The sequence below is a fragment of the Ochrobactrum sp. XJ1 genome (assembly GCF_024701725.1).
In the GTDB taxonomy this organism is placed as follows: domain Bacteria; phylum Pseudomonadota; class Alphaproteobacteria; order Rhizobiales; family Rhizobiaceae; genus Brucella; species Brucella anthropi.
Genome location: NZ_VDGD01000026.1, coordinates 1 through 26,326 on the forward strand (window position 1 = coordinate 1; position 26,326 = coordinate 26,326).

The window sequence follows — 26,326 nt, forward strand, 5'->3', positions numbered from 1 at the left end:
CGCCCTCACTCCGTCACACCCCGGCGCGAGTCTCATCCTGATTGACGCTGAATCTCACCTAGATTGCCGTTATGCACCTGAGCAAAGCAAAGCGTACGCATGCAGGGTCCCGGAACATCAGTTCAGCCATTACCGAGGAAGAATTGCGCCAGGACATCAGCATACTGCTCCGCTTGATGACCGTGATTGGAGCCGGCGTTCTGGTGACGTTCCTCATCATGCAACTTACACAGTGAATGCGGTTGCGTCTCTGGACGGAGCACTCGCTATGACCACAAAAAAACAGAGAAACGCCGCCGTTCCACTGCCGCGCTTTATCGTCGACAAGGAAGCCGCACGGCGCTGGGTCGTCTATGACCGGCTGGGACTTGTCGGGGGACTTTTCACAGATCGCGTCTCAGCACTGCGTTTTGTGAAGTCCATTTGTGATACGCGGCCTGCTGCTACCTACAGACTTTCTCGTAAAGGCACATTGTGCACCGATATGATCTTCGGGAAGCGCACTTCCCTGCTGAAGATCGTCCGCTAGTCCATTGAGCCGCCAAATGGCGTCATTTGGCGGTGCAATCTCGCAAGATCAGCCGAGCATTCTTTCACTCATGAAAAACCCGGATATATTTTTCGACTGGCTGCTACCATTGGCAGCCGTTTTCGCACTGGCCAGAATCCTGACGGATATTTTTGGTTCTTAGAAGCCAACATCCAGTTGCAAGTACTCATTCACGCTTACTACACTTACGAAAAAAGCCCGGCAATGCCGGGCCTTCTCGACAGCCATTCGCGATCATGCCGCGATGGCTGGAAATTTAACGTCACGATCCGTTCGAAGAGCTTTCACTCTCCAGATCATGATTAGCCGTTTACGGCGTCCTTCAGGCCCTTGCCAGCCGAGAACTTCGGCACATTGCGAGCCGGAATAGCAACTTCCTTGCCGGTCGATGGGTTACGGCCGGTCGAGGCAGCGCGATGCGAAACGGAGAAAACGCCGAAGCCAGGCAGACGGACTTCTTCACCAGCCTTCAGGGCGCCGGTAACAGCAGCGAGTACGGCGTCAACAGCAGTACCGGCATCAGCCTTCGTCAAACCGCCCTTTTCCGCAACTGCGGCAACCAATTCGTTCTTGTTCATTGGCATTTCCTTTCTTTATCTACCGGAACGGATAACGTGACCGGATTGGTCGGAGTTTATTCAAATCGTTTCACAAACCAAGCCTGTCAACGTGAAAAAACCCCGGAAAACCGGGGTTAAACACAGAAATGCCGGGCAAATTGCCCGGCATTTCAATTGTTGGTCCTGATAGACGCCTTCCAGCGGGGCAATCTGACTGAAACAGAATCGCCCGCTGGACGTTCATTTCGGTGCATTACCTGTAAGCAAACCGCTTCGCACGTTTGCCGAAAATGCCTTAATGAGCGGTCGTGGCCCCTGCTTCTTCCTCGACCGAAGGCACGGTCGCCGGGGTTGCCGGCTCGGTCCATTCAATCGGCTCAGGTTCGCGAACCAGAGCATGCTTGAGGACTTCACCCACGCGAGACACCGGAACGATCTCAAGACTGTTCTTCACATTGTCCGGAATATCCGCCAGATCCTTGGCGTTTTCTTCCGGGATCAGAACCTTCTTGATGCCGCCGCGCAGAGCTGCGAGGAGCTTTTCCTTCAGGCCGCCGATTGGCAGCACACGACCGCGCAGGGTGACCTCACCCGTCATTGCGATGTCCTTGCGAACCGGAATGCCGGTCAGCACGGATACGATCGCCGTGACCATGGCGATACCGGCGGACGGACCGTCCTTCGGCGTTGCACCCTCCGGCACGTGCACGTGGATGTCGCGCTTGTCGAACAACGGAGGTTCGATACCGAAATCGATGGCACGCGAGCGGACATAGGAAGCCGCTGCGGAGATCGATTCCTTCATCACGTCGCGGAGGTTACCCGTGACAGTCATGCGGCCCTTGCCGGGCATCATGACACCTTCGATGGTCAGCAATTCACCGCCAACTTCCGTCCAGGCAAGACCTGTCACAACGCCAACCTGATCTTCGCCGTCGATCTGACCGAAGCGGAACCGCTCGACACCCAGATAGTCGGAGAGGTTCTTTTCGGTGACTTTCACCGACTTCTTCTTCGACTTCAGGATTTCGGTCACGGCCTTACGTGCCAGAGTCATCAATTCGCGTTCGAGGCTACGCACACCTGCTTCCCGCGTGTAGAGGCGGATAACATTGCGCAGCGCATCGTCCGTGACCGAAAACTCCTTCGGCTGCAGGGCATGATCCTTGATTGCCTTCGGCAACAGGTGCCGCTTGGCGATCTCGAGCTTTTCATCCTCGGTGTAGCCGGCGATACGGATGACTTCCATACGATCCAGCAATGGACCGGGGATGTTCAGCGTATTTGCCGTCGTCACGAACATGACGTTCGACAGATCATATTCCACCTCAAGGTAGTGATCCATGAAGGTCGAGTTCTGTTCCGGATCCAGCACCTCAAGCATGGCCGATGACGGATCGCCGCGGAAATCCTGGCCCATCTTGTCGATTTCATCGAGCAGGAAGAGCGGGTTGGACTTCTTCGCCTTCTTCATCGACTGGATGACCTTGCCGGGCATCGAACCGATATAGGTACGGCGGTGACCGCGGATTTCAGCCTCGTCACGCACGCCGCCGAGCGACATACGGACATATTCACGGCCGGTAGCCTTGGCAATCGAACGGGCGAGCGAAGTCTTGCCGACGCCGGGAGGTCCGACGAGGCAGAGGATCGGACCTTTGATCTTGGTCGAGCGAGCCTGCACCGCGAGATATTCGACAATGCGCTCCTTGACCTTTTCCAGACCAAAGTGATCGTCACCGAGTACGCCTTCGGCAAAGTTCAGGTCCTGCTTGATCTTCGACTTCTTGCCCCACGGAATGGACAGCAGCCAGTCGAGATAGTTGCGGACGACCGTTGCTTCGGCAGACATCGGGCTCATGCTGCGCAGCTTCTTCAGCTCAGCCTGAGCCTTTTCGCGGGCCTCCTTGGAGAGCTTGGTCTTGTTGATGCGCTCTTCGAGTTCAGCCGCTTCATCGCGACCATCCTCGCCATCGCCAAGCTCCTTCTGGATCGCCTTCATTTGCTCGTTGAGATAGTATTCGCGCTGCGTCTTCTCCATCTGGCGCTTGACGCGGCTGCGGATACGCTTCTCAACCTGGAGAACCGAAATTTCGGCTTCCATGAAGGAAAGTGCCTTCTCGAGGCGCTCGCGCACCGAGAGGATCGACAGCATTTCCTGCTTCTCGGGAATCTTGATCGCGAGATGCGAGGCAACCGTATCGGCAAGCTTCGAATAGTCGTCGATCTGGCTGGCAGCGCCAACCACTTCCGGCGAAATCTTCTTGTTCAGCTTGACGTAGTTTTCGAAGTCGGAAACCACCGAGCGGGCAAGCGCCTCGATCTCGACGGCATCTTCTTCAGGCTCCGGCAAAGCCGCAGCATAGGCCTCGTGATAATCTTCGCGGTCGGTAAACTTGGAAACCTTGGCGCGCGCCGTGCCTTCGACCAGCACCTTGACGGTGCCGTCCGGCAGCTTCAGGAGCTGCAATACATTGGCAATCGTGCCGATTTCATAAATCGCGTCCGGTGCCGGATCGTCATCGGCAGCGTTTTTCTGGGTGGCAAGCAGAATCTGCTTGTCCACGCCCATCACTTCCTCCAGCGCGCGAATGGACTTTTCGCGGCCGACAAAAAGCGGAACGATCATATGCGGGAAAACGACAATGTCACGCAACGGCAAAACGGCATAGAGCCCGTCCGAACCGCCCGCTTCAGAACCACCCAATGGGGTCTTCTGTTCAGTACCCGTCATAACTCAAGTCCTTTCTCAGGTCTTTCAACCTGACTGCCACGTCCGCGCCCCCTTTCATCATGAGGCAGGTCACGAATGTGCTTCGTTCCATACTTGGAGAGCCGAACCCGGCAATTCAATAGCCTCGATCGGGACGGCTTTCATAGAATCGTCATCTATCCTGCGCTGTACCGTCATTAAGTACAATATCTAGCTTAGGCTGTACCCCGATTGCTGCGCCTGCAATAGTGACAGGATCAGCCCGGCGCAAGTTTGCACATGAAAAAGGCCGCTTACGCGGCCTTTTTATGGATTAGGTGCCCCCGCTTAAGCGGAAACATTACCCTTTTCATCCTGGCGCTCGGCATAGATATAGAGCGGACGGGCGCTGCCATCCACCACATCGCCGGAAATGACCACTTCCTGCACACCTTCCAGCGTCGGAAGCTCGAACATCGTGTCGAGCAGGATCTTTTCCATGATCGAACGCAGACCGCGTGCACCCGTCTTGCGCTCGACCGCCTTGTTGGCAATCGCCCGCAGGGCGTCGTCGTGGAAGCTCAGCTCGACACTTTCCATGTCGAACAGGCGCTGATACTGCTTCACGAGCGCATTCTTCGGCTCGGTCAGGATCTGCACCAGAGCATCGACATCGAGGTCTTCGAGCGTCGCGATCACCGGCAGACGACCGACGAATTCCGGAATGAGGCCGAACTTCAGAAGATCTTCCGGCTCCAGTTCCCTGAAGACATCACCGATACGGCGCTCATCGACCGAACGAACGGTAGCGCCGAAGCCGATGGACGTCTTCTCGCCGCGTGCGGAGATGATCTTGTCGAGACCGGCAAATGCGCCGCCGCAGATGAAGAGGATGTTCGTCGTGTCCACCTGCAGGAATTCCTGCTGCGGATGCTTGCGGCCACCTTGCGGCGGCACGGAAGCGACAGTGCCTTCCATGATCTTCAGAAGCGCCTGCTGGACGCCCTCGCCCGACACGTCGCGCGTGATGGACGGGTTATCCGACTTGCGGCTGATCTTGTCGACTTCGTCGATATAGACGATGCCGCGCTGCGCACGTTCCACATTGTAATCGGCGGCCTGAAGCAGCTTCAGGATGATGTTCTCGACATCTTCACCGACATAGCCTGCTTCCGTCAGCGTCGTCGCATCGGCCATGGTGAATGGCACATCGATGATGCGTGCGAGCGTCTGGGCAAGATAGGTCTTGCCGCAACCCGTCGGACCGACGAGAAGAATGTTCGACTTCGCAAGCTCGATATCGCTGCTCTTGGACTGATGGGCGAGACGCTTGTAATGATTGTGTACCGCAACCGACAGAACGCGCTTGGCATCCTTCTGGCCGATGACGTAATCGTCAAGGACGGCCATGATTTCCTGCGGCGTAGGCACGCCCTCGCGCGACTTCACCATCGAGGATTTGTTTTCCTCGCGGATGATGTCCATGCAGAGTTCGACGCACTCGTCGCAGATGAAAACGGTCGGGCCTGCAATCAGCTTGCGCACTTCATGCTGGCTTTTGCCGCAGAACGAGCAATAAAGCGTATTCTTGGAATCGCCGCCGCTGTTGCTGACTTTGCTCATCGCAGTTTCCTTTCAATTGACCGAAATGAACCTTGGGCGTTCATATCGATCGTTTCTTCCGGTTCGGACCCAGTGCTGGAGGAGAAACGCGCCTCCCGCCGGTCACAACGGCAGCAGATACGCGCTGCCTGTCATGTAGGGCCTGTAGTCTCAGGATTCCTGTCACCGTATGGCTCCCCGACCGAAGGAGCCATTTGGCGACTTTTGCAGAAGCTGCACCGTCGAACAAATGAAAAATAAGTTCCCGGCAAAGATTCGGCATAATCTGACCAAGTTTAGCGCCCCGAACCCCAACAGATGCTTAACGTGGCGCGTTAACCATCACGTAGTTGCAAGAATTGGGCCCCTTTTGTGGCAAAGGGCGCTAAAAACGGGTGCGAGCCGGAGATTCCGGCTCTTACTTCGATTCGTCCGCGCCCACGTCACGCGATTCAACCACCTTGTCGATAAGGCCGAATTCGAGCGCTTCCTGCGCGGTCATGAAATGGTCGCGGTCGAGCGTGCGTTCGATCGTCTCGTAATCGCGGCCCGTGTGCTTGACGTAGATCTCGTTCAGGCGGCGCTTCATCTTGATGATGTCCTGCGCATGACGTTCGATGTCCGAAGCCTGTCCCTGGAAACCGCCCGATGGCTGGTGAACCATGATGCGGGCATTCGGCAGCGCATAACGCTGGCCTGTCGCACCGGCGGTCAAGAGCAGCGAGCCCATCGAAGCAGCCTGCCCCATGCAAAGCGTGGAAACCGGCGGACGGATGAACTGCATCGTGTCATAGATCGCCATGCCGGAGGTTACGACGCCGCCAGGCGAATTGATGTACATGTTGATCTCTTTCTTCGGGTTTTCTGCCTCGAGAAAGAGAAGCTGTGCGCAAACCAGCATCGACATTCCGTCTTCAACCGGTCCGTTCACGAAGATGATGCGCTCCTTGAGAAGGCGCGAGAAAATATCATAGGCCCGTTCGCCACGGTTGGTCTGCTCAACCACCATCGGGACGAGGTTCATGACGGTTTCGATCGGATCTCTCATTATGGGCCTCTGGATATATTTATGGCGAAGTGAATAGTTCTGAATCGTAAGTGTTCCATACATAGGGCGTTGCGCCCCTGTTCCGCAAGTGGCGTAGCGCTACCTGCCTCACTCCCAATCCGACTCCGGCTTTTCGGGGCGAATGCCGCGCTTCTCGTCCAGCATTTTGCGGGCCACTTCGGTCAGTCGCGCCTTGATGCGAACGGAGCCATCTTCCAGATTCTCGCGTTCGACGCTGCTGCCATGCTGGTAAATCCAGTCGAGAAGATGGAGCTCGAATGGTGACAGCACAACATCGACCGGGCCGAGCGAGCCCGCTATCCGGGTTTCGATAAGTGAAAGCAACCTGTCAACACCTTCACCGGTAATGGCTGACAGAGGGATCGGGCGCCCCTCCTCACTACCGGCGGCGGCCAGACGCAGGGCGGCTTCGCGCCCGCTTTCGTCAAGGTTGTCGATCTTGTTCCAGATTTCGACGACACGCTTACGGTCCTGCGGCTCGATGCCCAGCCCAGAAAGAATGCTTTCCACGTCTTCCGCCTGCGCGGCATTGTCCGGATCGGAAATGTCGCGGACATGCAGGATCAGATCCGCCTCCACCACTTCTTCAAGGGTGGCACGGAAGGCAGCGACGAGATGGTGCGGCAGGTTCGAAATGAACCCGACCGTATCCGACAGGATAACCGTTTCACCATGCGGAAGGCGAATACGCCGCAATGTCGGATCGAGCGTGGCGAAGAGCATGTCTTCGGCCAACACTTCCGCACCCGTCATGCGGTTGAAAAGCGTAGATTTTCCGGCGTTGGTATAACCGACAAGTGCCACGATCGGATGCGGCACCTTGCGCCGCTTCTGACGATGCAGTGTGCGGGTGCGCACCACCGTTTCAAGCTCGCGCTTGATCTTCAGAATCTTGTCCTGCAGCAAGCGGCGGTCGGCTTCGATCTGGGTTTCACCCGGACCTCCGAGGAAGCCGCCACCACCGCGCTGACGCTCAAGGTGGGTCCAGCTTCTGACCAGACGGCCCTTCTGATAATTCAGATGCGCCAGCTCGACCTGCAAGGCACCTTCCTTGGTGCGCGCGCGTTCACCGAAAATTTCGAGAATGAGCCCGGTGCGGTCGATGACCTTGACGTTCCATTCCTTTTCGAGATTGCGCTGCTGTACCGGTGTCAGTGCGTGATCGACGATGACCAGCCCGATAGCCTTTTCCTTGACGGTTTCGGCGATGGATTCCACCTTTCCCGCGCCAAGCAAGGTCGCAGGCCGTGGATTGGCGACAATCGCAATTTCGGCATGTTCGATGTCGAGATTGATTGCCCGGGCAAGCCCGACGGCTTCCTCCAGGCGCGCCTCGTTTGAGCGCTGAAATTCGGGGCGAGCCCCATCTTCCGCCGACGTGCCCGTATTATATCGCTCCGGCAGGACGGGAACGATGACGGCTGCCCTTGTGGGCTCTGGTTCTGAAAGCTCGAAAGCCTTGTCTGCATCGGCAGATGTCGGCTTTTTATCCTTGAACTTGGACAAATATATTCACTCCGGGACGCGGAACCTATTGTGGATGCATTTGGCTGAGAAAATCAGGTTAATGCACTATCTGCCAATGCAGATAAGTCGCCGCTAAAGCTGTTTCAAATGAAAGACGCCCCGGATTGTTTAAACATGACGAACCGGACAGGCAGAGCGTGTCCGGTTATCATCAGCAGAAACAAAACTGGAGCGAAACGACTTGGAGCATGTCTCCCGAAAGTGGGAACCGGTTTCGGAACAAAGACATGCGTAAAAAAATTATAGAGCATTTCCAATGATTCAATCAAAACAGGAAAAGCTCTAAGTCATCGCGCTCCAGTGGAATTCGCAAAGCGTCAGGCTTCTTCGCCTTCGAACATCTGCACAGGCTGGCTTGGCATGATCGTCGAAATCGCATGCTTGTAGACAAGCTGCGAATGACCGTCACGGCGCAAAAGCACGCAGAAATTATCAAACGACGTTACAATGCCGGTCAGTTTCACGCCATTGATAAGAAAAATCGTCAGGGAAATTTTCTGCTTACGTACAGAATTCAGAAAAAGGTCTTGTAGATTTTGCGATCGTTCAGCCATTGTTTTTATTCCTTTAATCGATCAGCAGCCAGCTCGCGATGTGTTAAACGAACACGCGCATGCACATAAATCAAGCACCGGAGCGTGCAAAACCGGGGCTCGACTGCAATTGCTGTGGAAAGACAACTGCTTCGCTATTTAGCTTCGGTTAACAGGATGGGAATCTTTGCGCAACCGTCAATTTCATTAGTCGCCCGGCAAATTCCGTCAGGCGAGATGGTTTCGTTATCTCAATCGGCCACGACAAGCTCTTCATTTTATAGAGATTCAAGCAGTGGCTGCGTGAAATCTATCGTGCGATCCAAAAACTTCCGGGCCGGAGCGAAACGAGCGTTCCAATCCGGCAGGAGTTTGATGCCCCAATGCGTCAGAAGAACTCCAGACTTACGCGGAACATCTGCTCCACATGCTTTACGGCGTCAGACGTTGCGAAAATGACGACACGATCCTTAGGCTTGATCCGCACATCGCCATTGGGGCGGATCACCTGCCCGTCGCGATAGATTGCCCCGATTCGCAAGCCTTCAGGCAAGTCGAGATCGCGCAGCGGCGCACCAACGAGCGATGACGTTTCCAGCGCCTCGGCTTCGATCAGTTCGGCCATGTCGCGATAAACACTATAGACCGCGCGAATGCGGCCCCGGCGCACATGCTGCAGGATTTTCGAGATCGTGACCGCTTTCGGATTGATGTAGGCATCGATCCCCACCATGTGGGTGAAATCCTGATAGGCGACCGTATTGAGCAGGGCCATGTTGGACTTGCAGCCCAGGCGTTTGGCCATGATGCTCGACAGGATATTGACCTGATCCTGATTGGTCAGTGCCACCATCAGGTCGGCATCCTGAATATCGGCTTCCTGCAGGAGATTCTGGTCCAGTGCGCTGCCGTGCAGAACCATGGTGCGCTTCAGCTGATCGGCAATCGCGAACGCACGATCATGCTCGCTCTCGATCATCTTGACGCGCGTGTTCCACTTGCGGTCCTCGATGGCCTTGGCCACGTAGAGACCAATATTGCCGCCGCCTGCAATAACGATGCGGCTGGCTTCCGGTTTCTCGTGCCCGAACAAGGCAAGCGTGCGGCGAACCTGCTCGCGCGTTGTCACGACATAGGCCAGATCGCCCGCATTCAGCTCGTCGGATGAGCGCGGGATAAACAGGCTATCATTGCGCACCACGCCAACGACAGTCGCTGCAAGATCGGGAAACAGATCAGTCAGCTGTTTCAGCGGCGTATTGATGACCGGACATTCATCAAGACATTCGATGGCGAGGCCGATGATCTTGTCATCCGCGAAGCGCAACACGTCTGTCGCGCCCTGCAACGCGATGCGCCGCAGAACCACCTCGCCCACTTCCAGCTCAGGCGAAATGATAACATCGATTGGCAGGTTTTCGCGCAGGAACAGGTCCTGATACTCGGCCTTGAGATAGGATTGCGCACGGATGCGGGCAATCTTGGTCGGCACGTTGAAGACCGAGTGCGCCACCTGACAGGCCACCATATTGACCTCGTCGGACAATGTGACCGCAATAATCATATCCGCTTCGTCTGCGCCCGCAGCCGCAAGCACATCGGGCTGCGACCCGTGACCGACAAATCCCCGCACATCAAGTGTGTCGCGCACGATCTCGACATGGCGTGCGGATGTGTCGATGACAGAGACGTCGTTCTCTTCGGCGGCAAGCCGCTCGGCGATGCCGTATCCGACTTGCCCTGCTCCGCAAACGATTACCCGCATGACTGCTCCGTCCGAGACAATGAGAGCATTTCCAGCAAAAGTGCGAAGCGGTTTTGCGTAGGATAATGCAAAAAACAGATATCTAGAGCGTCTCCAGCCTCTCCTCTTTGGCTGGAGCGCTCTAAATGCTTATACGCCCAGAGACTTCAGTTTGCGATGCAGCGCCGAACGCTCCATGCCAACGAACTCCGCCGTGCGTGAAATATTGCCGCCGAACCGGTTGATCTGGGCGATCAGATATTCCTTCTCGAAACGCTCGCGCGCCTCGCGCAACGGAAGCGCCATGATGTGCTGGTCGGATTCCGTTGGTGCGCGTGGCAGGGTGTCGCCGATTTCAGCCGGCAAAAGATCGGCTGTCACTGGCTCTTCTGGATCGTCGCCACGTGCCAGAATCATCAGGCGTTCGACATTGTTGCGCAGTTGGCGAAGATTGCCCGGCCAGCTATGCGCCTGCAGAACCGCCATCGCGTCCGGCCCGATCTTGCGCGGCTTGATGCCAGCCTGTTCGGCAATCTGCTTCATGAAGTAATCGACCAGAGACGGAATATCCTCGCGCCGGGATGCAAGCGGCGGCACCTGCACAGGGACAACCGACAGACGGTGGAACAGGTCTTCGCGGAACGTGCCTTCCGCAATCATGCCTTCGAGGTTCTGTGCCGTCGAGGAGATGATGCGCACATCCACCTTCACGCGCTTGGTGCCGCCAACGCGCTCAAACTGCTGGTCGACAAGCACACGCAGAATCTTGTTTTGCGTCTCGCGCGGCATATCCGCAACTTCATCGAGATAGAGAATACCGCCATGGGCTTCTTCCAGAGCGCCGACCTTGCGTTCGCCGCCGTCCATCTCGGTACCGAAAAGCTCGATCTCCATCCGCTCTGGCGTGATGGTCGCGGCATTAACAGTCACGAACGGACCGCTGGCGCGGCTCGACTGCGCATGGATGGCACGCGCGGCAAGTTCCTTGCCCGCACCCGACGGGCCAGTGATCATGATGCGGCTGTTGGTTGGCGCTACGCGTTCAATGGTCTGGCGCAACTGGTTCAACGCCAGTGATGCACCGATCAATTCCAGATGGTCGCCAGTACGTTTGCGCAAGTTCGAGACTTCGCGCTTCAGCTTTGAGGTTTCAAGCGCCCGTTCCGCAACGAGGATCAGACGATCAGCCTTGAACGGTTTTTCGATGAAATCGTAAGCGCCGCGCCGGATGGCAGACACCGCCGTTTCGATGTTGCCGTGACCGGAAATCATCACCACCGGCAGTTCGGGGTGCTGCTTCTTGATTTCATCGAGCAGCGCCAGACCATCCAGACGGCTGCCCTGCAGCCAGATATCCAGGAAAACCAGCCGGGGAACGCGATCGTTGATCGCCGCGAGCGCGCTGTCCGCATCGAAAGCCGTGCGGGTTTCATGGCCTTCATCGCTCAGAATGCCTGCAACAAGTTCCCGGATATCCGCTTCGTCATCAACTACAAGAATATCGGCAGCCATATCAAATCACCTGTCCAGCTATGTTCTTTTCGTTATTTCCCGCATTGGTGCCAGCCTCGCCGGCAGGTTCCGCGCTCACGCCAGCCTCGCTGGCAGGCGCTTGCGGGAAGACCATGCGTATCATCGCGCCTCGGCCTCCGTGGAAATCCGAAGGCGCGTCATGCAATTCCAGATGCCCGCCATGATCCTCGACGATCTTGCGGACAATCGCGAGACCAAGGCCAGTGCCCTTCTCGCGCGTCGTCATATAAGGTTCGAGCAGCTTCTGGCGGTCGTCGCCCGGCAGGCCCTTGCCATTGTCGATAACATCGACAATCAGTTGCCCATCCGCCTGATAGGAACGGATGAGGATATGCCCGCCTTCACCTTCCTTGGCACGATCTTCCTTCGGAAGTCCGTCAATGGCTTCGCTGGCATTCTTGATGACATTGCCGAACGCCTGCCCGATCAGGCGGCTGTCGAAGGAACCGACCAGCTTTTCCGCCCCGAAATCGTTCTGGAAACGAATATCGCTGCGGCTGACTTCGATCAGGAAGGAGGCTTCGCGCAATGCCTCGCGCATGTCCATAAGCCGCATTTCCGGCTTCGGCATGCGGGCAAAGGCGGAGAATTCATCGACCATGCGCCCGATATCGCCCACCTGACGGATGATCGTATCCGTGCACTGGTCGAAAACCTCGCGATCTTCGGTGATCACCTTGCCGTAACGGCGGCGAATGCGTTCGGCGGACAGCTGGATCGGCGTGAGCGGATTCTTGATCTCATGCGCAATGCGGCGGGCGACATCCGCCCAGGCCGACGAACGCTGTGCCTGCACCAGATCGGTGATGTCATCCACGGTCACGACATAGGAATGATCTTCGGATTCCGTATCCTCGACGGTCACCTGCACGTTGAACGTGCGCGCCACGCCGCCGCGGGTCATGCTGACCTGCTCGCGGTGTACGGCACGTCCCGTTGAACGGGCGACCTCGAAAGCCTGCCCGATCTCTGGCGCAATGCTGGTAAGGCTTTTGCCAACAGCATCATCCGATGTGACACCGAACATATGCTCTGCGGAACGGTTCAGAATGGAGATACAGCCATCCGTTTCGATGCCGATGACGCCTGCCGTCACACCGGAAAGCACGGCTTCAGAGAAGCGACGGCGCTCATCGATCTGATCCTTGGCGGAAATCAACTCGTTCCGCTGGCTCTTAAGTTCCGCGACCATGTTGTTGAAAGTGCCGGACAATGCGCCGACATCACCGTCCGAAGCGCGCACCGGAACCGAGATATCGAGGTTACCAGCCGCCACGTCGTCCGACGCACCGATCAGCAGACGGATCGGGCGCACCAGCCGGTCAGCAACAGCAATACCGGTCCAGATTGCCGAAAGCAGAACGATCAGCGTCAGACCGAAATAGAGCAGCGCGAACGCGATCTGCGTTGGAATGCGGTTCGCATCCATTTCCTGATAGCGCTGGGTGTTGGCTTCCATCAGGCGCATGGCGTCGAGAATCTGCGAATCCACGGCGCGAACCGTATAGAGATAGACGTCCGGTATTTCGCGCATCTTGATAATTGCGCCGACGAAATTACTGTTTCCCGGCGGGATGATAACCGGCTTGCCGTCCGGTGCCGTCTTCAGTGCATCTTCAGTCGGCGGGGGCAAGCGATCTTCGACACCGGTATCGCTCTTGACGACCACTTCACCATTTTCACGCACCAGGAACGCACCGAGCAGACCGCGACCGCGCGTCTGCAACGTCATCAACTGGACGAAGCCGCCACGATCAAGACTGTAGATGGTACGCTGCGCATCGAGATCCTGCAGCATCGAATAGGACGTGCTTTGCAGGTTGAGCGCGGTTTCGCGGATATAGGCGGTGGTCAGGCTCTGCGATGAACTGACAATGTCGCGGGTATTGGTGTCAAACCAGCGATCAAGACCCAGATTGAGCGTTACGGAAGCAACGATGGCAACCACAATGGCAGGAACCGCCGCTATCAACGAAAACAGCGCGACGATGCGGACATGCAGGCGCGAAGCGGCCTTTCCAAGCCGGCGGGCCATGACGATGCGATAGACTTCGCGGCAAATCAGCAGAATAAGGAACAGAATCAACGCGACATTGATGATGACCAATGCCAGCGTTACCGTCCGGTCAGGCGTGATCGGGGTGATGCCAATCAGAATGGCGAAGGATATCGATGCCGTAATCAGCGCTGAAACAACAGTGATGATACCCGGCAGCGCCAGAAGCCTGCGCCCCTCGCCGCCTTGCGATGATTGTTTCTCGCCGTTCATGTCCGTCGTCAGATTCGCCGTGCTCATGTTAACCATGCTACCCAATAGCGTTGCATCTATGCAACGCATTGTGGCGAAAATGCAACGTTATTCTGCGCGCCATTGTTGACGCCCCATGCGGAGGATGACCGAGAACCGAGGATGCCGGCTCATAAAGCTCCCAAGGCTTTCAATGCGATGCGATTTCACCACATAAGAACCCACAGAGTTTGGGAATTTCCTGACCTGTTAAAACACGGTATGGAGGGCTTTCGAGCATATGCAGGACAATACGTTGGGATTCTACAATTCAAATGCCATCGCCTATGCAGCTGATGCTGACACGCCTAATCCGAAGCTGTTCGATTTCCTGAAGTGCTGTAAGCCCGGTGGCCGCATTCTCGAATTAGGAACTGGTTCGGGAACTGATGCACGCGCGATTCTGGATGCGGGATTTCAGCTTGATGCAACAGACGGCTCCGCCGAACTGGCCGCAATCGCTTCGAAGCGACTGGGACAGCCTGTGAGAACGATGATGTTCGACGAACTTTCTGCGGTGGAGGAATATGACGGTATTTATGCTTGTGCATCCCTGACCCATGTGCCCAGAGGCGAACTCCCCCCCCGTCATTGAGAAAATCCACGCCGCTTTGGTGAAAGGTGGCATCGTTTGGACAAGCTTCAAGACCGGTACGGCTGAAGGACACGACGCACTTGGCCGCTATTACAACTATCTATCACCGGAAGAGCTTCGGACATGGTGGTGCGAGAATGCCCATTGGTCTGATATCGAGATAGAATGCTGGACCGGCGGTGCTTACGATAAACGTCCCACCGACTGGGCAGCCGTCGTGGCGGTGCGATAGTTTCCGACGAGTAAGTTAGAAATTGAGCCTGGCCATTGCAAGTGAATCGACAAACTCTCCGGCTCGGAAAGCATCCTTCACGTGAATGCCCTCCGGGACGAAACCGAACTTCTCATAGAGATGGATCGCGGCGACATTGTCGACATAGACGGTCAGCTCAAGCCGCTTCAGACCGAGCCAGTTATCGGCGATCTCGATCAGCTCGGTCATAAGTGCCGTGCCGATCCCCTTGCCGACATACTGGTCGTCTATTCCCATTATAATACCTGCGGTATGGCTCCGTCTTCCGGTGCGCCGCAGCAAGCCAGCGTTTGCGACGATCTCTTCATTGATCGTCGCAACAATCACCGTCGATTCCGGTCCGAGCGAATCCAGCCATTTCTTCGTGGTCTCAAGGCGCTGGAACGGCGTGCGCAAAGTGCCGAACCGAAATCCCGGCATGTTCTGCAGGCGGGTGAGACCTTCAGCATCCGTAGCTTCTACTGCGCGAATGACGAGATTTTCAGGTCGCATTTGGACTCCTGATTTCAGTGTTCCGGCAATCTTCAGTTCGCAGGCTGGCAAACATCCAGACATGCTGAGATTGGCTGGCGATTTTTATCGCAGATACAACCGTTTGACGCGGAATAGGATAGTCCGGGCTTTTCCCGGTCGTAAAATGAATAAATCGCAACAAGTACGAAGCCTGAAATCGTCAGGCACAATATTTGATACATTTTGATCTCCCTTGCGCCGGAAGATCAACATTGTCCTTGCTGGCGGAGAATTTCTCAACGCCAACAAATGCCTCGTAATTATTTGGATTAGCTATTGCGCGTGCGCGAGTAGCCCTTCTGACACAGCAACACCGCCCAAATTGGGCGGTGTTGCAAAATTCAGTATGCCGAACGACCCATTCGTTCTGCGCGATCAGTTTTCAGCGCCGTAAGCGTCGAAATCAAAGTACTTGTCGTTGACTTCCTTGTACTTGCCGTTCGCACGGATCGCCTTGATGGCATTGTTGAACTTTTCGACCAGTTCAGGACGGCCCTTCTTCAAGGCAACGCCGACGCCAACACCATGGATGTTGTCGTCGGACGGATAAGTGCCGACCATCTTGCAGCAGGCACCATCCGGCGTCTTCAGCCACTCGCTCAGCGTTACACTGTCGTCGTTGACGGCATCAAGGCGACCATTGGCCATATCGAGCCGGTATTCTTCGGCGGTCGGATAAGCCTTGATCGTGCTGTCCGTGAAGGCGTGTTCGGCATAGTTGGCGTGCGTCGTTGACACCTGAACGCCAATTGTCTTGCCGGCAAGGTCTTCCTTGGTCACACCCTTGATGTCGCTGTCCTTGGGTACCGCGATTCCGGGAGGCGTGTTGTAATACTTATTGGAGAAGTCCACCTGCTTCTTGCGCTCATCCGTGATCGACATGGAGGATACATAAGCGTCAAACTTTCCGGCCTGAAGTGCCGGAATAGTGCCATCCCACTCCTGCGTGATGAATGTGCACTCGGCTTTCATTTCCTCGCAGAGCGCCCTTGCGATATCGACATCAAAGCCCGACAGCGAGCCATCCGGATTGGTGAAATTGAACGGCGGATAGGCGCCTTGAACCGCACCGTATTTACCGGAGACCGTTTGGTTTAAGTTATGCGGCCATAGCTGGCGCGTCCAGCATGGCATAGTATCGTTCTTCGGCCTCGGCGGGCGGAATGTTTCCGATGGGCTCCAGAAGGCGGCGGTTGTTAAACCAATCGACCCATTCGAGCGTGGCGAACTCCACGGCTTCGAAGTTGCGCCACGGTCCCCGTCGATGGATGACCTCGGCCTTGTAAAGACCGTTGATCGTTTCGGCCAGAGCGTTGTCGTAACTGTCGCCAACGCTTCCGACAGAAGGCTCAATGCCTGCTTCCGCCAGTCGCTCGGAATAGCGAATGGACACGTATTGCGAGCCCCTGTCGGAATGATGAATGAGTCCGCCACGATGGGCGGGCCGCCGATCATGAAGCGCCTGGTCAAGAGCATCGAGCACAAAGCCTGCATGGGCAGTCCGACTTGCCCGCCAACCGACGATACGGCGAGCGAAGGCATCGATCACGAAAGCGACGTAGACGAAACCCTGCCAAGTGGCCACATACGTGAAATCAGAAAGCCACAGCATGTTTGGTGCGGGTGCGAAGAATTGTCGGTTCACGCGATCAAGCGGGCATGGAGTTGCTTTGTCCGGCACAGTGGTTCTGACTGGCTTGCCGCGAATGACGCCTTGAAGCCCCATCATTCTCATAAGCCGAGCGACGGTGCAGCGGGCGATGTCGAAGCCTTCTCGTTGCAACTGCCGCCAGACCTTGCGCGCACCATAGACCTGGAAGTTCTCGTTGAACACACGGCGTATCTCGATCTTCATGGCCATGTCGCTCCGGGCGCGGGCCGACAGGCGATCCACGTCCGTGCGCTTGGCGGCGACCTCATAATAGGTGGACGGGGCAATCGGCAGCAGCCTGCAGATCGGCTCGACCCCGAGCCTTGAGCGGTGTTCGTCGATGAAAGCAATCATCGCTTCAGTGGGCGGTCGAGCTCCGCCTGGGCAAAATACGCAGAGGCTTTGCGTAAAATCTCATTCGCCTGACGAAGTTCGCGGTTCTCCCGCTCCAAAGCCTTCATCTTCTCCGCGACGTCGCTCGGCAAACCTGCACGCTTGCCGCTGTCGACCTCGGCCTTCTTCACCCATTCATGGAGCGTATGCGCCGAGCAGCCGATCTTGGCCGCTATCGATGATACCGCCGCCCAGCGGGAGGGATGTTCGGATTCATGCTCCGTCACCATTCGAACCGCGCGGGCACGGACTTCAGGAGAGAATTTGTTCGTCGTTTTGCTTGTCATAGACCCTACTTCTCACGAGTTGGGGTCTCCGGCAAACCCGGTGCGGTTCACCTTCCGTTCCGATTACAAGTTTCAATGGCTCTTCGGCAGTTGCTGCGCCGATCACCAAACCACTTGCTGTTGCCGCGATCCCCACAATCGAAGCTGCCACAGCGATACGCTTTAATACGCGCATTCAAATCCCTCCCATTTCATTTTGGCTTTTCCAGAATTGATCTTCTGGTTAAGCCCCTGACAAGGGGAGGCTCAAGCAGGCAATGCAAATCGCCGACTCGTCATGATTTCTCCCCCGCCGCTATCAATAGATGGTTCGATGGAGCTTGCACAATGTCTTTTTGAATACGGAAATAGTTCTCGATTCTGTCCTGATTGCACGCATAAATGCTGTTCATCAAGCTCATCAAGTAAATGGCGCACCCGACAGGATTCGAACCTGTGACCTCTGCCTTCGGAGGGCAGAAACGCAGCATTTACCACAATTGATTTCGATTGCAACTTATTGATTTTAAAACTGATTTTAGTATCCCGAAATTACTCACTATTGCCACGAATTGCCCATTTATGCTACCTATTAGCTACCTAGGAAGCAAACTCAAGGGGCATCCCTATGGCACAGGCTAAGAAACGCATTGGTATTCGGGACATAGCGGCCTTGCCGGTTAACTCAGTTATATGGGATAGCACCGTGACAGGTTTTGGGGCGCGGCGACAACGCGGCGAGTCCGTCTCCTACATTCTATTTTTTCGCACCAAAGACGGACGTCAGCACAAGATCACCATTGGGCGGCACGGAGCGCCGTGGACGCCGGATACTGCTAGGGCCGAAGCGCAACGCCTCCTCGGCGAAGTCGTGGTAAAAGGGAAAAGTCCGACTGCTGCGCGCCTCTCGGTGCAGACCGTGGCTGAATTATGCGACCAATACCTCAAGGACGCAGGGTCAACGATGCGTCGCCCGAAGAAAGCTTCGACCCTCGCCACGGACGCCGGGCGCATCGAACGTCACATCAAACCCCTCCTCGGTCGTAAGTCGATAGCTCAAGTCACGCGCCAAGACATTGAGGATTTCATGAACGATGTGGCGAAGGGAAAAACTGCGAAGATCGAGAAGACAAAGAAGCCGAGGGGCAAGTCGGTGGTGCGGGGCGGGACCGGCACGGCGAGCCGAACGGTTGGCTTGCTTGGCGGCATCTTCACATACGCTGTCCGGCTGGGTCTGCGCCCGGACAATCCCGTCCACGGCGTGATGCGGCCAGCGGATGCTCGCAAGATGCGCCGCCTTAACGACGAGGAATATAAAGCGTTGGGCAAGGCGCTGGCCCGTGACGACATGTGGCCCCCGGCGCTGGCAGCAATTCGCTTCCTCGCCCTAACAGGATGGAGGCGCAGCGAAGCCAGCCTGCTACGCTGGGAAGAGTTAAACGTCGAACGTCGCACGGCCACGCTGGGAGATACCAAGACTGGCTTCAGCATTCGTCCACTTTCCAAGGCAGCTTGTGATGCGCTTGGCCCGGCGAAATCCTCCGGCTTGGTTTTCATTCCAGCGCGAGGCGAAACCTTGGCACTGCAAACGCACTGGGAGAAGCTGAAGCTTCCAGCGGGTATTACCCTCCACACACTTCGGCACAGCTTCGCCAGCCTTGCCGCCGATCTTGGCTACAGTGAGCCGACCATTGGCGCGCTGCTCGGTCACAAGAGCACAACGATCACGGCGAGATACGTTCACTTTGCTGACGCAGTGCTGGTTGCGGCGGCTGATGCAGTGGCGGACGAAACGGCGAAAAGAATGGCGGCATAGTCGAAAATGAAAACACGACCGGAAATTAACGATAGGAGATGAAACACGCAGCAGTTGCTGCCATTTCCTTGAACGTAACCTGTCGTTGCGATAAATTTGAATGGGTAATTGCCTATGGGGGGCACCATGAAACAGGCACAAACACACCTTTATTTCAGTATTCGCCCATCTCTGATTGCGTGGATTTCCGCCGGAATAATCGCCTTACTAGTACTTCTGCACTCCGTGGTTATGGTGTGCTGGTACACAAAAGCTTGTGGCCCTGCCATGGAGCCGATCAATCGCGTCGGCCACATGTTTGACCTTAACCGCGAAATGAACGTTCCGACTTGGTTTTCCGTGCTTCAGCTATTTGCGACTGCGTGCGCTCTCGCATTGGCAGCGTGGGTCCAGCGCCTCAAATCACTTCCTTCGACTGCGTGGTGGGGCCTGTCAGCGATCTTCTTCTATATGTCGCTCGACGAGGGAACGGACATGCACGGCTTATGGCGAGCGGATAATTACGCCATCCCCGGCACCGCCCATCCATTTTTCTCATGGATCATTCCGGCTGCTTTCGTGGTGATTGCGGTCGGAGTGATTTACGTCCGCTGGTTATTCGCACTGCCCCGACGCACAGCAAGCCTGTTCGTCCTTGCAGGAGCGGTTTTTGTGACCGGCGCTCTGGTCTTCGAGGGTATTGGAGCGTTCTTGGCTGACGAAACCTTTTTCAATGCGTCCTACCTCGTCGTTTCAACAATCGAAGAGACGCTGGAAATGTCGGGCGTTCTAATTATGCTTTTCGCAGTGCTCGAATATCTGGAAGACCAAGGCGTTAGGCTTGCGCTCGCCCCCGAGCCATACGACTGAAAAATTCACACAAAATTTGCGAGGGACATGGTCAGGCAGATGGGGGGTGGCATCCGGCGAAGTAGCCCTCGCCGTTTGCACAATGCAAAGGGGGGATGGGGCCTCGGCCTACCCAGCTTTTTGGTCGTTGAGTCGATAGCGTCCCTTGGCGACGCGAACGAATAGCGCAACATCGGGCGACTGCTTGTCGGTGCAATGGTCAGCGAGGAACTCGAAATAGCGAGGATAGGCCCAGCCGGGTGCAACCCGTCGCACATCTAAGGCGCGAAACGGCTCCGCCAGTTCCCCCTTCCGCACGGCCATGCAGACTGCCGAATAAATGTCAGTGCCACCCAGTCCCATAATAGAACACAATAAGCAATGAATCTCGGTGGGGCAAGGCTGGACCATACCGATCTTCGCCCCGCATTCGGCGCATGGCGCGATATTTCATTCGATGGATAGAACTACCGGCAATCATTGCCGCGCTTGATGTCGGCACCATTCCGTCCCGTTTCCCGATACATTCTATCCGTGGCTAGCCATGCCATGCGACGCCCGCCCACATGCTTATGGCTCAACCTCACAGCACCGTATTCCCGCGCAGTATCAATAGGGCAAGCCCTAGCGATTCTCGGAAAAAAGCCAACTGATGGTATCACACACATTGGAGTTGACTTTTTGATACGTTAGTATCACAGTATCTATAAGTTATGTGAGATTATCGGAGTCCGCCATGTCCACCGCCGCAATCGTTGGCTATGCCCGCACATCAACCACCGACCAGAAAGCTGGCCTTGAAGCCCAGCTCCGCGATCTGTCAACCGCAGGTGCTTCGCGCATATTCCAAGAGGAATTATCGTCTGTGGCTACCAAGCGCCCCGAACTTGAGCGGGCGCTGGATTATGTACGCGAGGGCGACACGCTTATCGTCACCAAGCTGGACCGCCTCGCGCGATCCGTCGCAGACCTCGTGGCGATCACAGAGACGCTTCGCACGAGGGGCGTGGCGCTTCGCATCCTATCGATGAACCTCGACACCGCCACACCGACCGGCAAGCTGATGCTGAATTTGCTGGGGTCGATTGCCGAGTTTGAACGGGAATTGATGCTGGAACGGCAGCGCGAGGGGATCGCGAAGGCCAAAGCCGAGGGGAAATATAAGGGGCGAGCGCCGACTGCGCGGGCGAAAGCGGAGGATGTGCTGCGGCTGAAGGCCGGAGGGATGACGGCGGACGCCATCGCGACGAAGCTGGGGATCGGGCGAGCGAGTGTGTTTAGGATTTTAAAGGAATGTTCTGCCTCAATGTGAAACATACTGGCAGCTTTAAACAGGGTAGTCTCCAATTTTATCTGCTTCCATTGCGCCTCCTAATCGAATCTGCCTCAATAGAGGGAAACCTTTAAAACTCGAGCGTTGCGGGGCGCGAAAGTAACCTTGGCCGATGAAGCTTCACCCATTCAAGATCGCGTAATTACCCTTGGAAAAGGGCTAGCCCCAATTCCAGAAAGATTGTTGCTGGCACACGCTCGCGGTGAAGTTCTTTTCGTGTGTGGCGCTGGCATTTCCAAGGCCTCAAAGCTTCCCGATTTTAGAGAACTAGTTATTGAAGTCTATGAGCAGCTAGATTCGAAAGTTCATGCAATAATTTCGCACCTTCCGATTGGCGCATGCAATCAATGGGAAACCGACCTTTCATCGCTTAATGATCCGCAAAAAGCTGAAGTAAAAAGATTCATTATGCGTGATTATGACGTTGTACTAGGAATGCTAGAACGGCGTCTCGACCAAAAAACACTAGAGAACAGTCGCGTCAGACAGGTCGTAGCACAGCGTCTCAACGGGAAAAAAAGTAAACCGGCTCCACTTCACCGTGCTCTAATGAAATTAGCTGACAGGGGCGGAGCTTCGACAATAGTTACGACTAACTTTGATCTGCTTCTAGAGAAGGCTCGTAACAGAACAACTCTAGCGCCCCAGTGCTATTCGCTTGGTTCTATACCGAGACCAACGAGACAAACCAATTTCTCCGGAGTACTGCATATTCATGGAGCACTCGACAATAACCCGAAACGATCAGCGGAATTAGTGCTTTCCGATCAGGATTTTGGTGAGTTCTATTTGCGAAGGCGCGTGGTTCCCGATTTCATCTACGATGCTGCAAGGCTCTTCCACATCGTGCTAATCGGATACAGCGCCAATGATCCACCGATGCGCTATCTCCTCAATGCTGTAGCAGCCGACGGTTCGCGCTTCGACGACTTGAAAGAGCGATTTACATTTACAAGCCAAAGCGACCCAGTCGATCTTGAAGATTGGAAGGCTCGAGGTATTACCCCAATCCACTATCCTCCGGATAATGGCCATGCTTCGCTTTGCCAAACGCTTGAGCGATGGGCGGAGTTGTCAGCTATCAACGGTAAACGGGAAAAAGTGGATTCGACGATCCGCAAAATAGTAAAGGCTCCACGAATGTTAGCGCCTGAGCATGAGCGAGATTTGTTTGACCATCTGATACGTCGCGAAGATGCGAGTGCTAGGGATAAGTTGATTGCTTTGGTGACCAACGCCAAAGCAGATATTGGTTGGCTCAATGCGATAATCTCGATACTTTCGGAAAAGGAACGGGAGGTCCGCCCATGACGCGGGCTTTCTTTAATTTAAGTGAACAAGATCGCTCGTTATTTCGAGCGACGCTCATTTTCCTCGATAGCCGTCTTTGCGAAGAAGAGTCCGTGTTCTGGGCGCTAAATCTGGAAGATCGCCAAACGGCCCAGCGACTAGCCATTCTTGAATTATTGGACAGACATGCAAATGATTTAAAAGAACCGTGGCTCACCACGTGGCGTTTCATAGAAGAAAGCTGGGCTGAAAAAACCTCAGATGACGACTTTACATCCGTTTATTCGATTCAAGCACGGTTACGATCTGGAGAACTATCCGGAGCAGTCATATCTGGCATCGTCGATCTTGTTTATCCGCATATAAAGGTTGAGAGAATTGATGAATGGCGCTGGACATACATCAAGAAGCCGCGGAAACCGTCGAGTTACAATCATTTGATATCCGCAAGGCTTTCTAGCGGAAAGTTGGTGCAGCGTGGGTTTCTCGCGTTCGATCAGATTACTGATCTCAATTTCCTTGTATCGCTGGCCAACGAACTAAATTCTGCTGTTCTACGCGGTTTGAGTATTGGCCGCCGAATCGGATGGAATGGCGAAGGAAGATTCTGGCAACTCGGGGGGCTAGATAGGGTTTATTATGTTGAGCTGAATAATGAAAATGTTCAGCGGGACCCAGATTCCTCTCATCAAGGAATTGCTCCATCGGTCAAGCTTTTATACAGCGTTGTGGAGCGTATTGCGCAACTGGATACAGAATCTGCTTTAGAATTTGCAAAGCGCTGGCGCGTCATTAACAATCCTGTACATCGTCGGTTGTGGGCAGCAGCAGCAAGATTGCCTGCGCTCGCCACGTCACAAGAACTCAATAACTTCTTTGCAGAATTAGATACTAATTCTTTCTGGAATCTGCACGATTTCCCCGAGATCACAGAGTTGCGGGCTATTAGATTTTCCGATCTGGATGAACCCACTCAAAAGAATGTTTTACGCCGCCTTCATAAGGGACCACCTCGAAGCTTCTGGCCCCGGCAAGTCGAGAAGGACAAGGTAGATCAAGCGCGCCGCTATCGCATTACCCAAGAACTCAAGCGTCTTGAATTGGCCGGAAATGAATTGCCTGAGCGGGAGCAGTCATTCATACGCGCCAATGAGCAACAGTTTAGCAACATCGTCGGTATGACTTTAACGGACGGCTTTAAAGTGGCGTCTGAAGCATCGTGGATATCAACAGGAACGAATAAAGTACTCGATACGCTCAGCGGAGCTGCCCGGCTGCAAGAACTGGAGAATGCTTTCCGCAAATCAGAAAATGTATGGGATAACGGGCCAGCCGAAAGAGCAAGAAATTGGCTCAATCAAACTGAAAACTGCCTTTCCGTACTGAAAGATTTTGAAAACGTCACAAATGCGGGAGATGCCTATCCGTCTGTTTGGAACCAGTTCGGATATGCCCACGTCGAAACACCGGGGGTCGTCGAGGACGCCCCTCGAGCTTTGGATCAAGAAGCAAGCCGAGTAATAGCCCTTATTAATCGGTTGTCAGGGCGAACCATTCGGATTGCGGTTCAGGGTGTTACCGCTTGGATTGATCGCTGGACAAAGTATGTTGCGAAAACAGCTAACGGGATCGATGCGTGGAAAAAAATCTGGCCTTACGCAGCCGAAGCCACAAACGCTACACGCGAGAATAATGTCGAGGAATCCCCTAACATTGTAGAAGACGATCCTGACGATACTCGGGAGGAAATAAGCGCCTTAACCACGCCTGTTGGGAGAATGATTGGGGTTTTCTTCGAAGTTTTACAATACTCCCCCAAGGAACAACAAGCTTTTGCGGAAGGAACTGTGGCGCGCGAGATGCGAGATTTGCTGATCGCAGAAAATGGTCGGAGCAAATTGATTGTTCTCAGTAGGTTAATTCAGGCATTACCGTTCTTTTATGCGGTGGAGCCAGACTGGACCAAAGACCATCTTATCGAGGCATTGAAACGTAATGATCCTGAATCCCGTATCTTCTGGAGCGCTGCTTCACGAGGAATGCAAAGCGAAGGGGTTTTGAAGTTGATCGGTTCTACAATGGCGCACAAAGCAGCAGATCAAAGCCTTGGTCGTGATGTCAGGAAGAGGCTTGTTTTCAATCTAATAGTCGAAAGTCTTTTTGCTCAGCTGAAAGGGCGATCACCAGCGGTCAGCAATACTGATATCCAGCAGATGATCCGGGTCTTGGACGACGAAGTAAGGGCCTCTGCAGCAAGTGTAATGACGCGGTTCATCCGCGACCTCACGGAAAACGGGAAAACTAGGAAAGAAAGTCATACCGCTGAGAAGCTTTTCACGATGGCCATTTCACCTTTTTTAACAGCAGTATGGCCACAGGAACTTTCTTTGGTAACCCCTGGGGTGAGTGCAGCTTTGGCTGATCTACCAGCCGCTTCTCGTCAATGCTTTTCGGATGCGGTCACGGCAATCAAACGATTTCTCGTCCCGTTTCAATGCTGGTCATTGATCGATTATGGCCTCTACGGTGACGACGAAGGCGCACCAAGACTCGAATTAATCAATGATGAAGAAAAAGCAAGAGCACTCCTCACCTTGTTGGATTTAACCGTTGGTGCGGGCGAAAACTCCGTAGTCCCGCATGATCTTACAAAAGCTCTTGATCGGGTCCGTGCGATTTCGTCCAAATTGGCCAACTCTCCAAAATTCCGACGACTTTCAGCTGCGGCAAGAAGGTGATCTCGCGGCAATCCTTTTCCTCGTATGCGTTGGTGCTGAATATCGCACATCAAGGTATCGGAAAAGTGGATAGCCATCCTCCCCTCCGAAACCTTTCCACCCGCTCTCGCGCTGCTTCCAGCCTTTGCGCTAGCCGCTTCGCCTTTTCCGTATCTTCGCCTTTCGCCACTCCCGGAACAACCCGGCGCGCCTCCACCTTCCGCAGCAGCTTCAACGCCTCCAGCCGCAAATCCGTTGATTGTTCGTCATCCTCGGCCACCCCGATCAAATATCGGTGGGTGAGGTCGTAGACCCCTTGCGGCGCTTCATACTCAATAATCGCTTTCGCGGCCTCGACGCACTTGGCCTCTGCCACCTCGGTCGAGGTCATGATTTGCAACAGCGCGGCGAGCGCGGGGCTTAGGATTTCACCGGCTTCGCCGTTATCCTTTGTCATCGGGCATACCCTTTCTTTTTCTGTTCGAGCGAAGTTGGGCGTGACCTTGCCCCGTTGAAATAATCCATTTTGAAGTAAGCTCTGGCCCATTGAGAGGACCAGAGAATGAAGCGCAAC

20 protein-coding genes, 1 tRNA gene, 3 pseudogenes and 1 other annotated feature are annotated in these 26,326 nt (G+C 55.0%); of the genes and pseudogenes, 7 read left to right on the forward strand and 17 right to left on the reverse strand.

Annotated elements, in window-relative coordinates; translation table 11 throughout:
• Window positions 1–268: 268 nt before the first annotated feature.
• Window positions 269–529, forward strand: a complete 261-nt coding sequence (locus FG152_RS25460; RefSeq protein WP_029924881.1) for a hypothetical protein — start codon at window positions 269–271, stop codon at window positions 527–529.
• A 323-nt stretch (window positions 530–852) separates the two neighbouring features.
• On the opposite strand, the gene FG152_RS25465 is transcribed toward FG152_RS25460, so the two are convergent.
• The 10 genes and pseudogenes from FG152_RS25465 to FG152_RS25510 all read right to left on the reverse strand — a co-directional run bounded on the left by FG152_RS25465 (window position 853) and on the right by FG152_RS25510 (window position 14,148).
• Window positions 853–1,128: an HU family DNA-binding protein gene (locus FG152_RS25465; protein WP_006470422.1), complete on the reverse strand. Its 276-nt coding sequence runs from the start codon at window positions 1,126–1,128 to the stop codon at window positions 853–855.
• A 277-nt stretch (window positions 1,129–1,405) separates the two neighbouring features.
• Window positions 1,406–3,844 (reverse strand): endopeptidase La, encoded by a 2,439-nt coding sequence (gene lon / locus FG152_RS25470; RefSeq protein WP_029924884.1) that lies wholly within the window; start codon window positions 3,842–3,844, stop codon window positions 1,406–1,408.
• A gap of 306 nt (window positions 3,845–4,150) precedes the next feature.
• Window positions 4,151–5,425: an ATP-dependent Clp protease ATP-binding subunit ClpX gene (gene clpX, locus FG152_RS25475; protein WP_010660143.1), complete on the reverse strand. Its 1,275-nt coding sequence runs from the start codon at window positions 5,423–5,425 to the stop codon at window positions 4,151–4,153.
• Window positions 5,426–5,822: 397 nt separating this feature from the next.
• Window positions 5,823–6,452 carry an ATP-dependent Clp endopeptidase proteolytic subunit ClpP gene (clpP, locus tag FG152_RS25480; protein ID WP_010660144.1) on the reverse strand — a complete coding sequence of 210 codons (630 nt, stop codon included), beginning with the start codon at window positions 6,450–6,452 and terminating at the stop codon, window positions 5,823–5,825.
• A 108-nt stretch (window positions 6,453–6,560) separates the two neighbouring features.
• Complete coding sequence (hflX, locus tag FG152_RS25485) at window positions 6,561–7,979, reverse strand: GTPase HflX (RefSeq protein ID WP_498989149.1); 1,419 nt, start codon at window positions 7,977–7,979, stop codon at window positions 6,561–6,563.
• A gap of 338 nt (window positions 7,980–8,317) precedes the next feature.
• Window positions 8,318–8,554 carry an RNA chaperone Hfq gene (gene hfq, locus FG152_RS25490; protein ID WP_002964239.1) on the reverse strand — a complete coding sequence of 79 codons (237 nt, stop codon included), beginning with the start codon at window positions 8,552–8,554 and terminating at the stop codon, window positions 8,318–8,320.
• A gap of 5 nt (window positions 8,555–8,559) precedes the next feature.
• Window positions 8,560–8,772 (reverse strand): annotated as a pseudogene (locus tag FG152_RS25495) (hypothetical protein).
• 149 nt (window positions 8,773–8,921) lie between these two features.
• Window positions 8,922–10,298, reverse strand: a complete 1,377-nt coding sequence (gene trkA / locus FG152_RS25500) for a Trk system potassium transporter TrkA (protein ID WP_010660146.1) — start codon at window positions 10,296–10,298, stop codon at window positions 8,922–8,924.
• Between the two features lie 129 nt (window positions 10,299–10,427).
• Window positions 10,428–11,789 (reverse strand): nitrogen assimilation response regulator NtrX, encoded by a 1,362-nt coding sequence (gene ntrX, locus FG152_RS25505; protein WP_010660147.1) that lies wholly within the window; start codon window positions 11,787–11,789, stop codon window positions 10,428–10,430.
• A gap of 1 nt (window position 11,790) precedes the next feature.
• Window positions 11,791–14,148 carry a sensor histidine kinase gene (locus FG152_RS25510; protein ID WP_029924887.1) on the reverse strand — a complete coding sequence of 786 codons (2,358 nt, stop codon included), beginning with the start codon at window positions 14,146–14,148 and terminating at the stop codon, window positions 11,791–11,793.
• Between the two features lie 190 nt (window positions 14,149–14,338).
• Between FG152_RS25510 and FG152_RS25515 the strand changes: the two are divergent.
• Window positions 14,339–14,924: pseudogene (locus tag FG152_RS25515) on the forward strand (class I SAM-dependent DNA methyltransferase).
• Between the two features lie 15 nt (window positions 14,925–14,939).
• Here FG152_RS25515 and FG152_RS25520 read toward each other — a convergent pair.
• The 5 genes and pseudogenes from FG152_RS25520 to FG152_RS25540 form a co-directional block, all read right to left on the reverse strand.
• Complete coding sequence (locus tag FG152_RS25520) at window positions 14,940–15,437, reverse strand: GNAT family N-acetyltransferase (RefSeq protein ID WP_012092095.1); 498 nt, start codon at window positions 15,435–15,437, stop codon at window positions 14,940–14,942.
• Window positions 15,438–15,833: 396 nt separating this feature from the next.
• On the reverse strand, window positions 15,834–16,592 hold the full coding sequence (locus FG152_RS25525; RefSeq protein ID WP_498989155.1) for an ABC transporter substrate-binding protein: 759 nt from the start codon (window positions 16,590–16,592) through the stop codon (window positions 15,834–15,836).
• Window positions 16,558–17,789 (reverse strand): IS3 family transposase gene (locus tag FG152_RS25530; RefSeq protein WP_151677208.1). Its coding sequence is split into 2 segments (ribosomal slippage): window positions 16,558–17,498 and window positions 17,498–17,789, totalling 1,233 coding nucleotides; the frame shifts between segments, so codons are not numbered across the junction. Before FG152_RS25530 ends, FG152_RS25525 begins: the two co-directional genes overlap by 35 nt.
• Window positions 17,389–17,505 (reverse strand) — a sequence feature (AL1L pseudoknot). (Overlaps the previous gene by 117 nt.)
• 49 nt (window positions 17,790–17,838) lie before the next feature.
• Window positions 17,839–17,964 (reverse strand): annotated as a pseudogene (locus tag FG152_RS25535) (amino acid ABC transporter); the annotation flags it as partial.
• 234 nt (window positions 17,965–18,198) lie between these two features.
• A tRNA-Arg gene (locus tag FG152_RS25540) sits at window positions 18,199–18,282 on the reverse strand.
• Window positions 18,283–18,396: 114 nt separating this feature from the next.
• On the opposite strand from FG152_RS25540, the gene FG152_RS25545 reads away from it, so the two are divergent.
• A complete protein-coding gene (locus FG152_RS25545; protein WP_104757379.1) occupies window positions 18,397–19,584 on the forward strand; it encodes a tyrosine-type recombinase/integrase in 1,188 nt (395 codons plus the stop codon).
• 126 nt (window positions 19,585–19,710) lie between these two features.
• Complete coding sequence (locus FG152_RS25550; protein ID WP_498989159.1) at window positions 19,711–20,433, forward strand: DUF8692 domain-containing protein; 723 nt, start codon at window positions 19,711–19,713, stop codon at window positions 20,431–20,433.
• Between the two features lie 108 nt (window positions 20,434–20,541).
• On the opposite strand, the gene FG152_RS25555 is transcribed toward FG152_RS25550, so the two are convergent.
• Window positions 20,542–20,736: a hypothetical protein gene (locus FG152_RS25555; protein WP_313733548.1), complete on the reverse strand. Its 195-nt coding sequence runs from the start codon at window positions 20,734–20,736 to the stop codon at window positions 20,542–20,544.
• 412 nt (window positions 20,737–21,148) lie between these two features.
• On the opposite strand from FG152_RS25555, the gene FG152_RS25560 reads away from it, so the two are divergent.
• From FG152_RS25560 to FG152_RS25570, 3 genes are all read left to right on the forward strand, one after another.
• Window positions 21,149–21,724 carry a recombinase family protein gene (locus FG152_RS25560; protein WP_498989161.1) on the forward strand — a complete coding sequence of 192 codons (576 nt, stop codon included), beginning with the start codon at window positions 21,149–21,151 and terminating at the stop codon, window positions 21,722–21,724.
• Window positions 21,725–21,850: 126 nt separating this feature from the next.
• Window positions 21,851–23,056: an SIR2 family protein gene (locus FG152_RS25565; RefSeq protein WP_498989164.1), complete on the forward strand. Its 1,206-nt coding sequence runs from the start codon at window positions 21,851–21,853 to the stop codon at window positions 23,054–23,056.
• Window positions 23,053–25,773: a hypothetical protein gene (locus FG152_RS25570; protein ID WP_498989166.1), complete on the forward strand. Its 2,721-nt coding sequence runs from the start codon at window positions 23,053–23,055 to the stop codon at window positions 25,771–25,773. The genes FG152_RS25565 and FG152_RS25570 overlap by 4 nt, the downstream gene beginning before the upstream one ends.
• A gap of 49 nt (window positions 25,774–25,822) precedes the next feature.
• Here FG152_RS25570 and FG152_RS25575 read toward each other — a convergent pair.
• Window positions 25,823–26,326: hypothetical protein (locus FG152_RS25575; RefSeq protein WP_498989168.1), on the reverse strand; the 504-nt coding region annotated here is incomplete at its 5' end.

Coding starts and splice junctions, on each gene's coding strand:
- FG152_RS25570 (WP_498989166.1), top strand. CDS start 23,053: ATGACGCGGGCTTTCTTTAATTTAAGTGAACAAGATCGCTCGTTATTT.
- clpX (WP_010660143.1), bottom strand. CDS start 5,425: ATGAGCAAAGTCAGCAACAGCGGCGGCGATTCCAAGAATACGCTTTAT.
- FG152_RS25550 (WP_498989159.1), top strand. CDS start 19,711: ATGAAACAGGCACAAACACACCTTTATTTCAGTATTCGCCCATCTCTG.
- lon (WP_029924884.1), bottom strand. CDS start 3,844: ATGACGGGTACTGAACAGAAGACCCCATTGGGTGGTTCTGAAGCGGGC.
- FG152_RS25545 (WP_104757379.1), top strand. CDS start 18,397: ATGGCACAGGCTAAGAAACGCATTGGTATTCGGGACATAGCGGCCTTG.
- hfq (WP_002964239.1), bottom strand. CDS start 8,554: ATGGCTGAACGATCGCAAAATCTACAAGACCTTTTTCTGAATTCTGTA.
- FG152_RS25510 (WP_029924887.1), bottom strand. CDS start 14,148: ATGCGTTGCATAGATGCAACGCTATTGGGTAGCATGGTTAACATGAGC.
- clpP (WP_010660144.1), bottom strand. CDS start 6,452: ATGAGAGATCCGATCGAAACCGTCATGAACCTCGTCCCGATGGTGGTT.
- FG152_RS25465 (WP_006470422.1), bottom strand. CDS start 1,128: ATGAACAAGAACGAATTGGTTGCCGCAGTTGCGGAAAAGGGCGGTTTG.
- FG152_RS25560 (WP_498989161.1), top strand. CDS start 21,149: ATGTCCACCGCCGCAATCGTTGGCTATGCCCGCACATCAACCACCGAC.
- ntrX (WP_010660147.1), bottom strand. CDS start 11,789: ATGGCTGCCGATATTCTTGTAGTTGATGACGAAGCGGATATCCGGGAA.
- FG152_RS25460 (WP_029924881.1), top strand. CDS start 269: ATGACCACAAAAAAACAGAGAAACGCCGCCGTTCCACTGCCGCGCTTT.
- trkA (WP_010660146.1), bottom strand. CDS start 10,298: ATGCGGGTAATCGTTTGCGGAGCAGGGCAAGTCGGATACGGCATCGCC.
- FG152_RS25555 (WP_313733548.1), bottom strand. CDS start 20,736: ATGGCCGTGCGGAAGGGGGAACTGGCGGAGCCGTTTCGCGCCTTAGAT.
- FG152_RS25520 (WP_012092095.1), bottom strand. CDS start 15,437: ATGCGACCTGAAAATCTCGTCATTCGCGCAGTAGAAGCTACGGATGCT.
- FG152_RS25525 (WP_498989155.1), bottom strand. CDS start 16,592: ATGCCATGCTGGACGCGCCAGCTATGGCCGCATAACTTAAACCAAACG.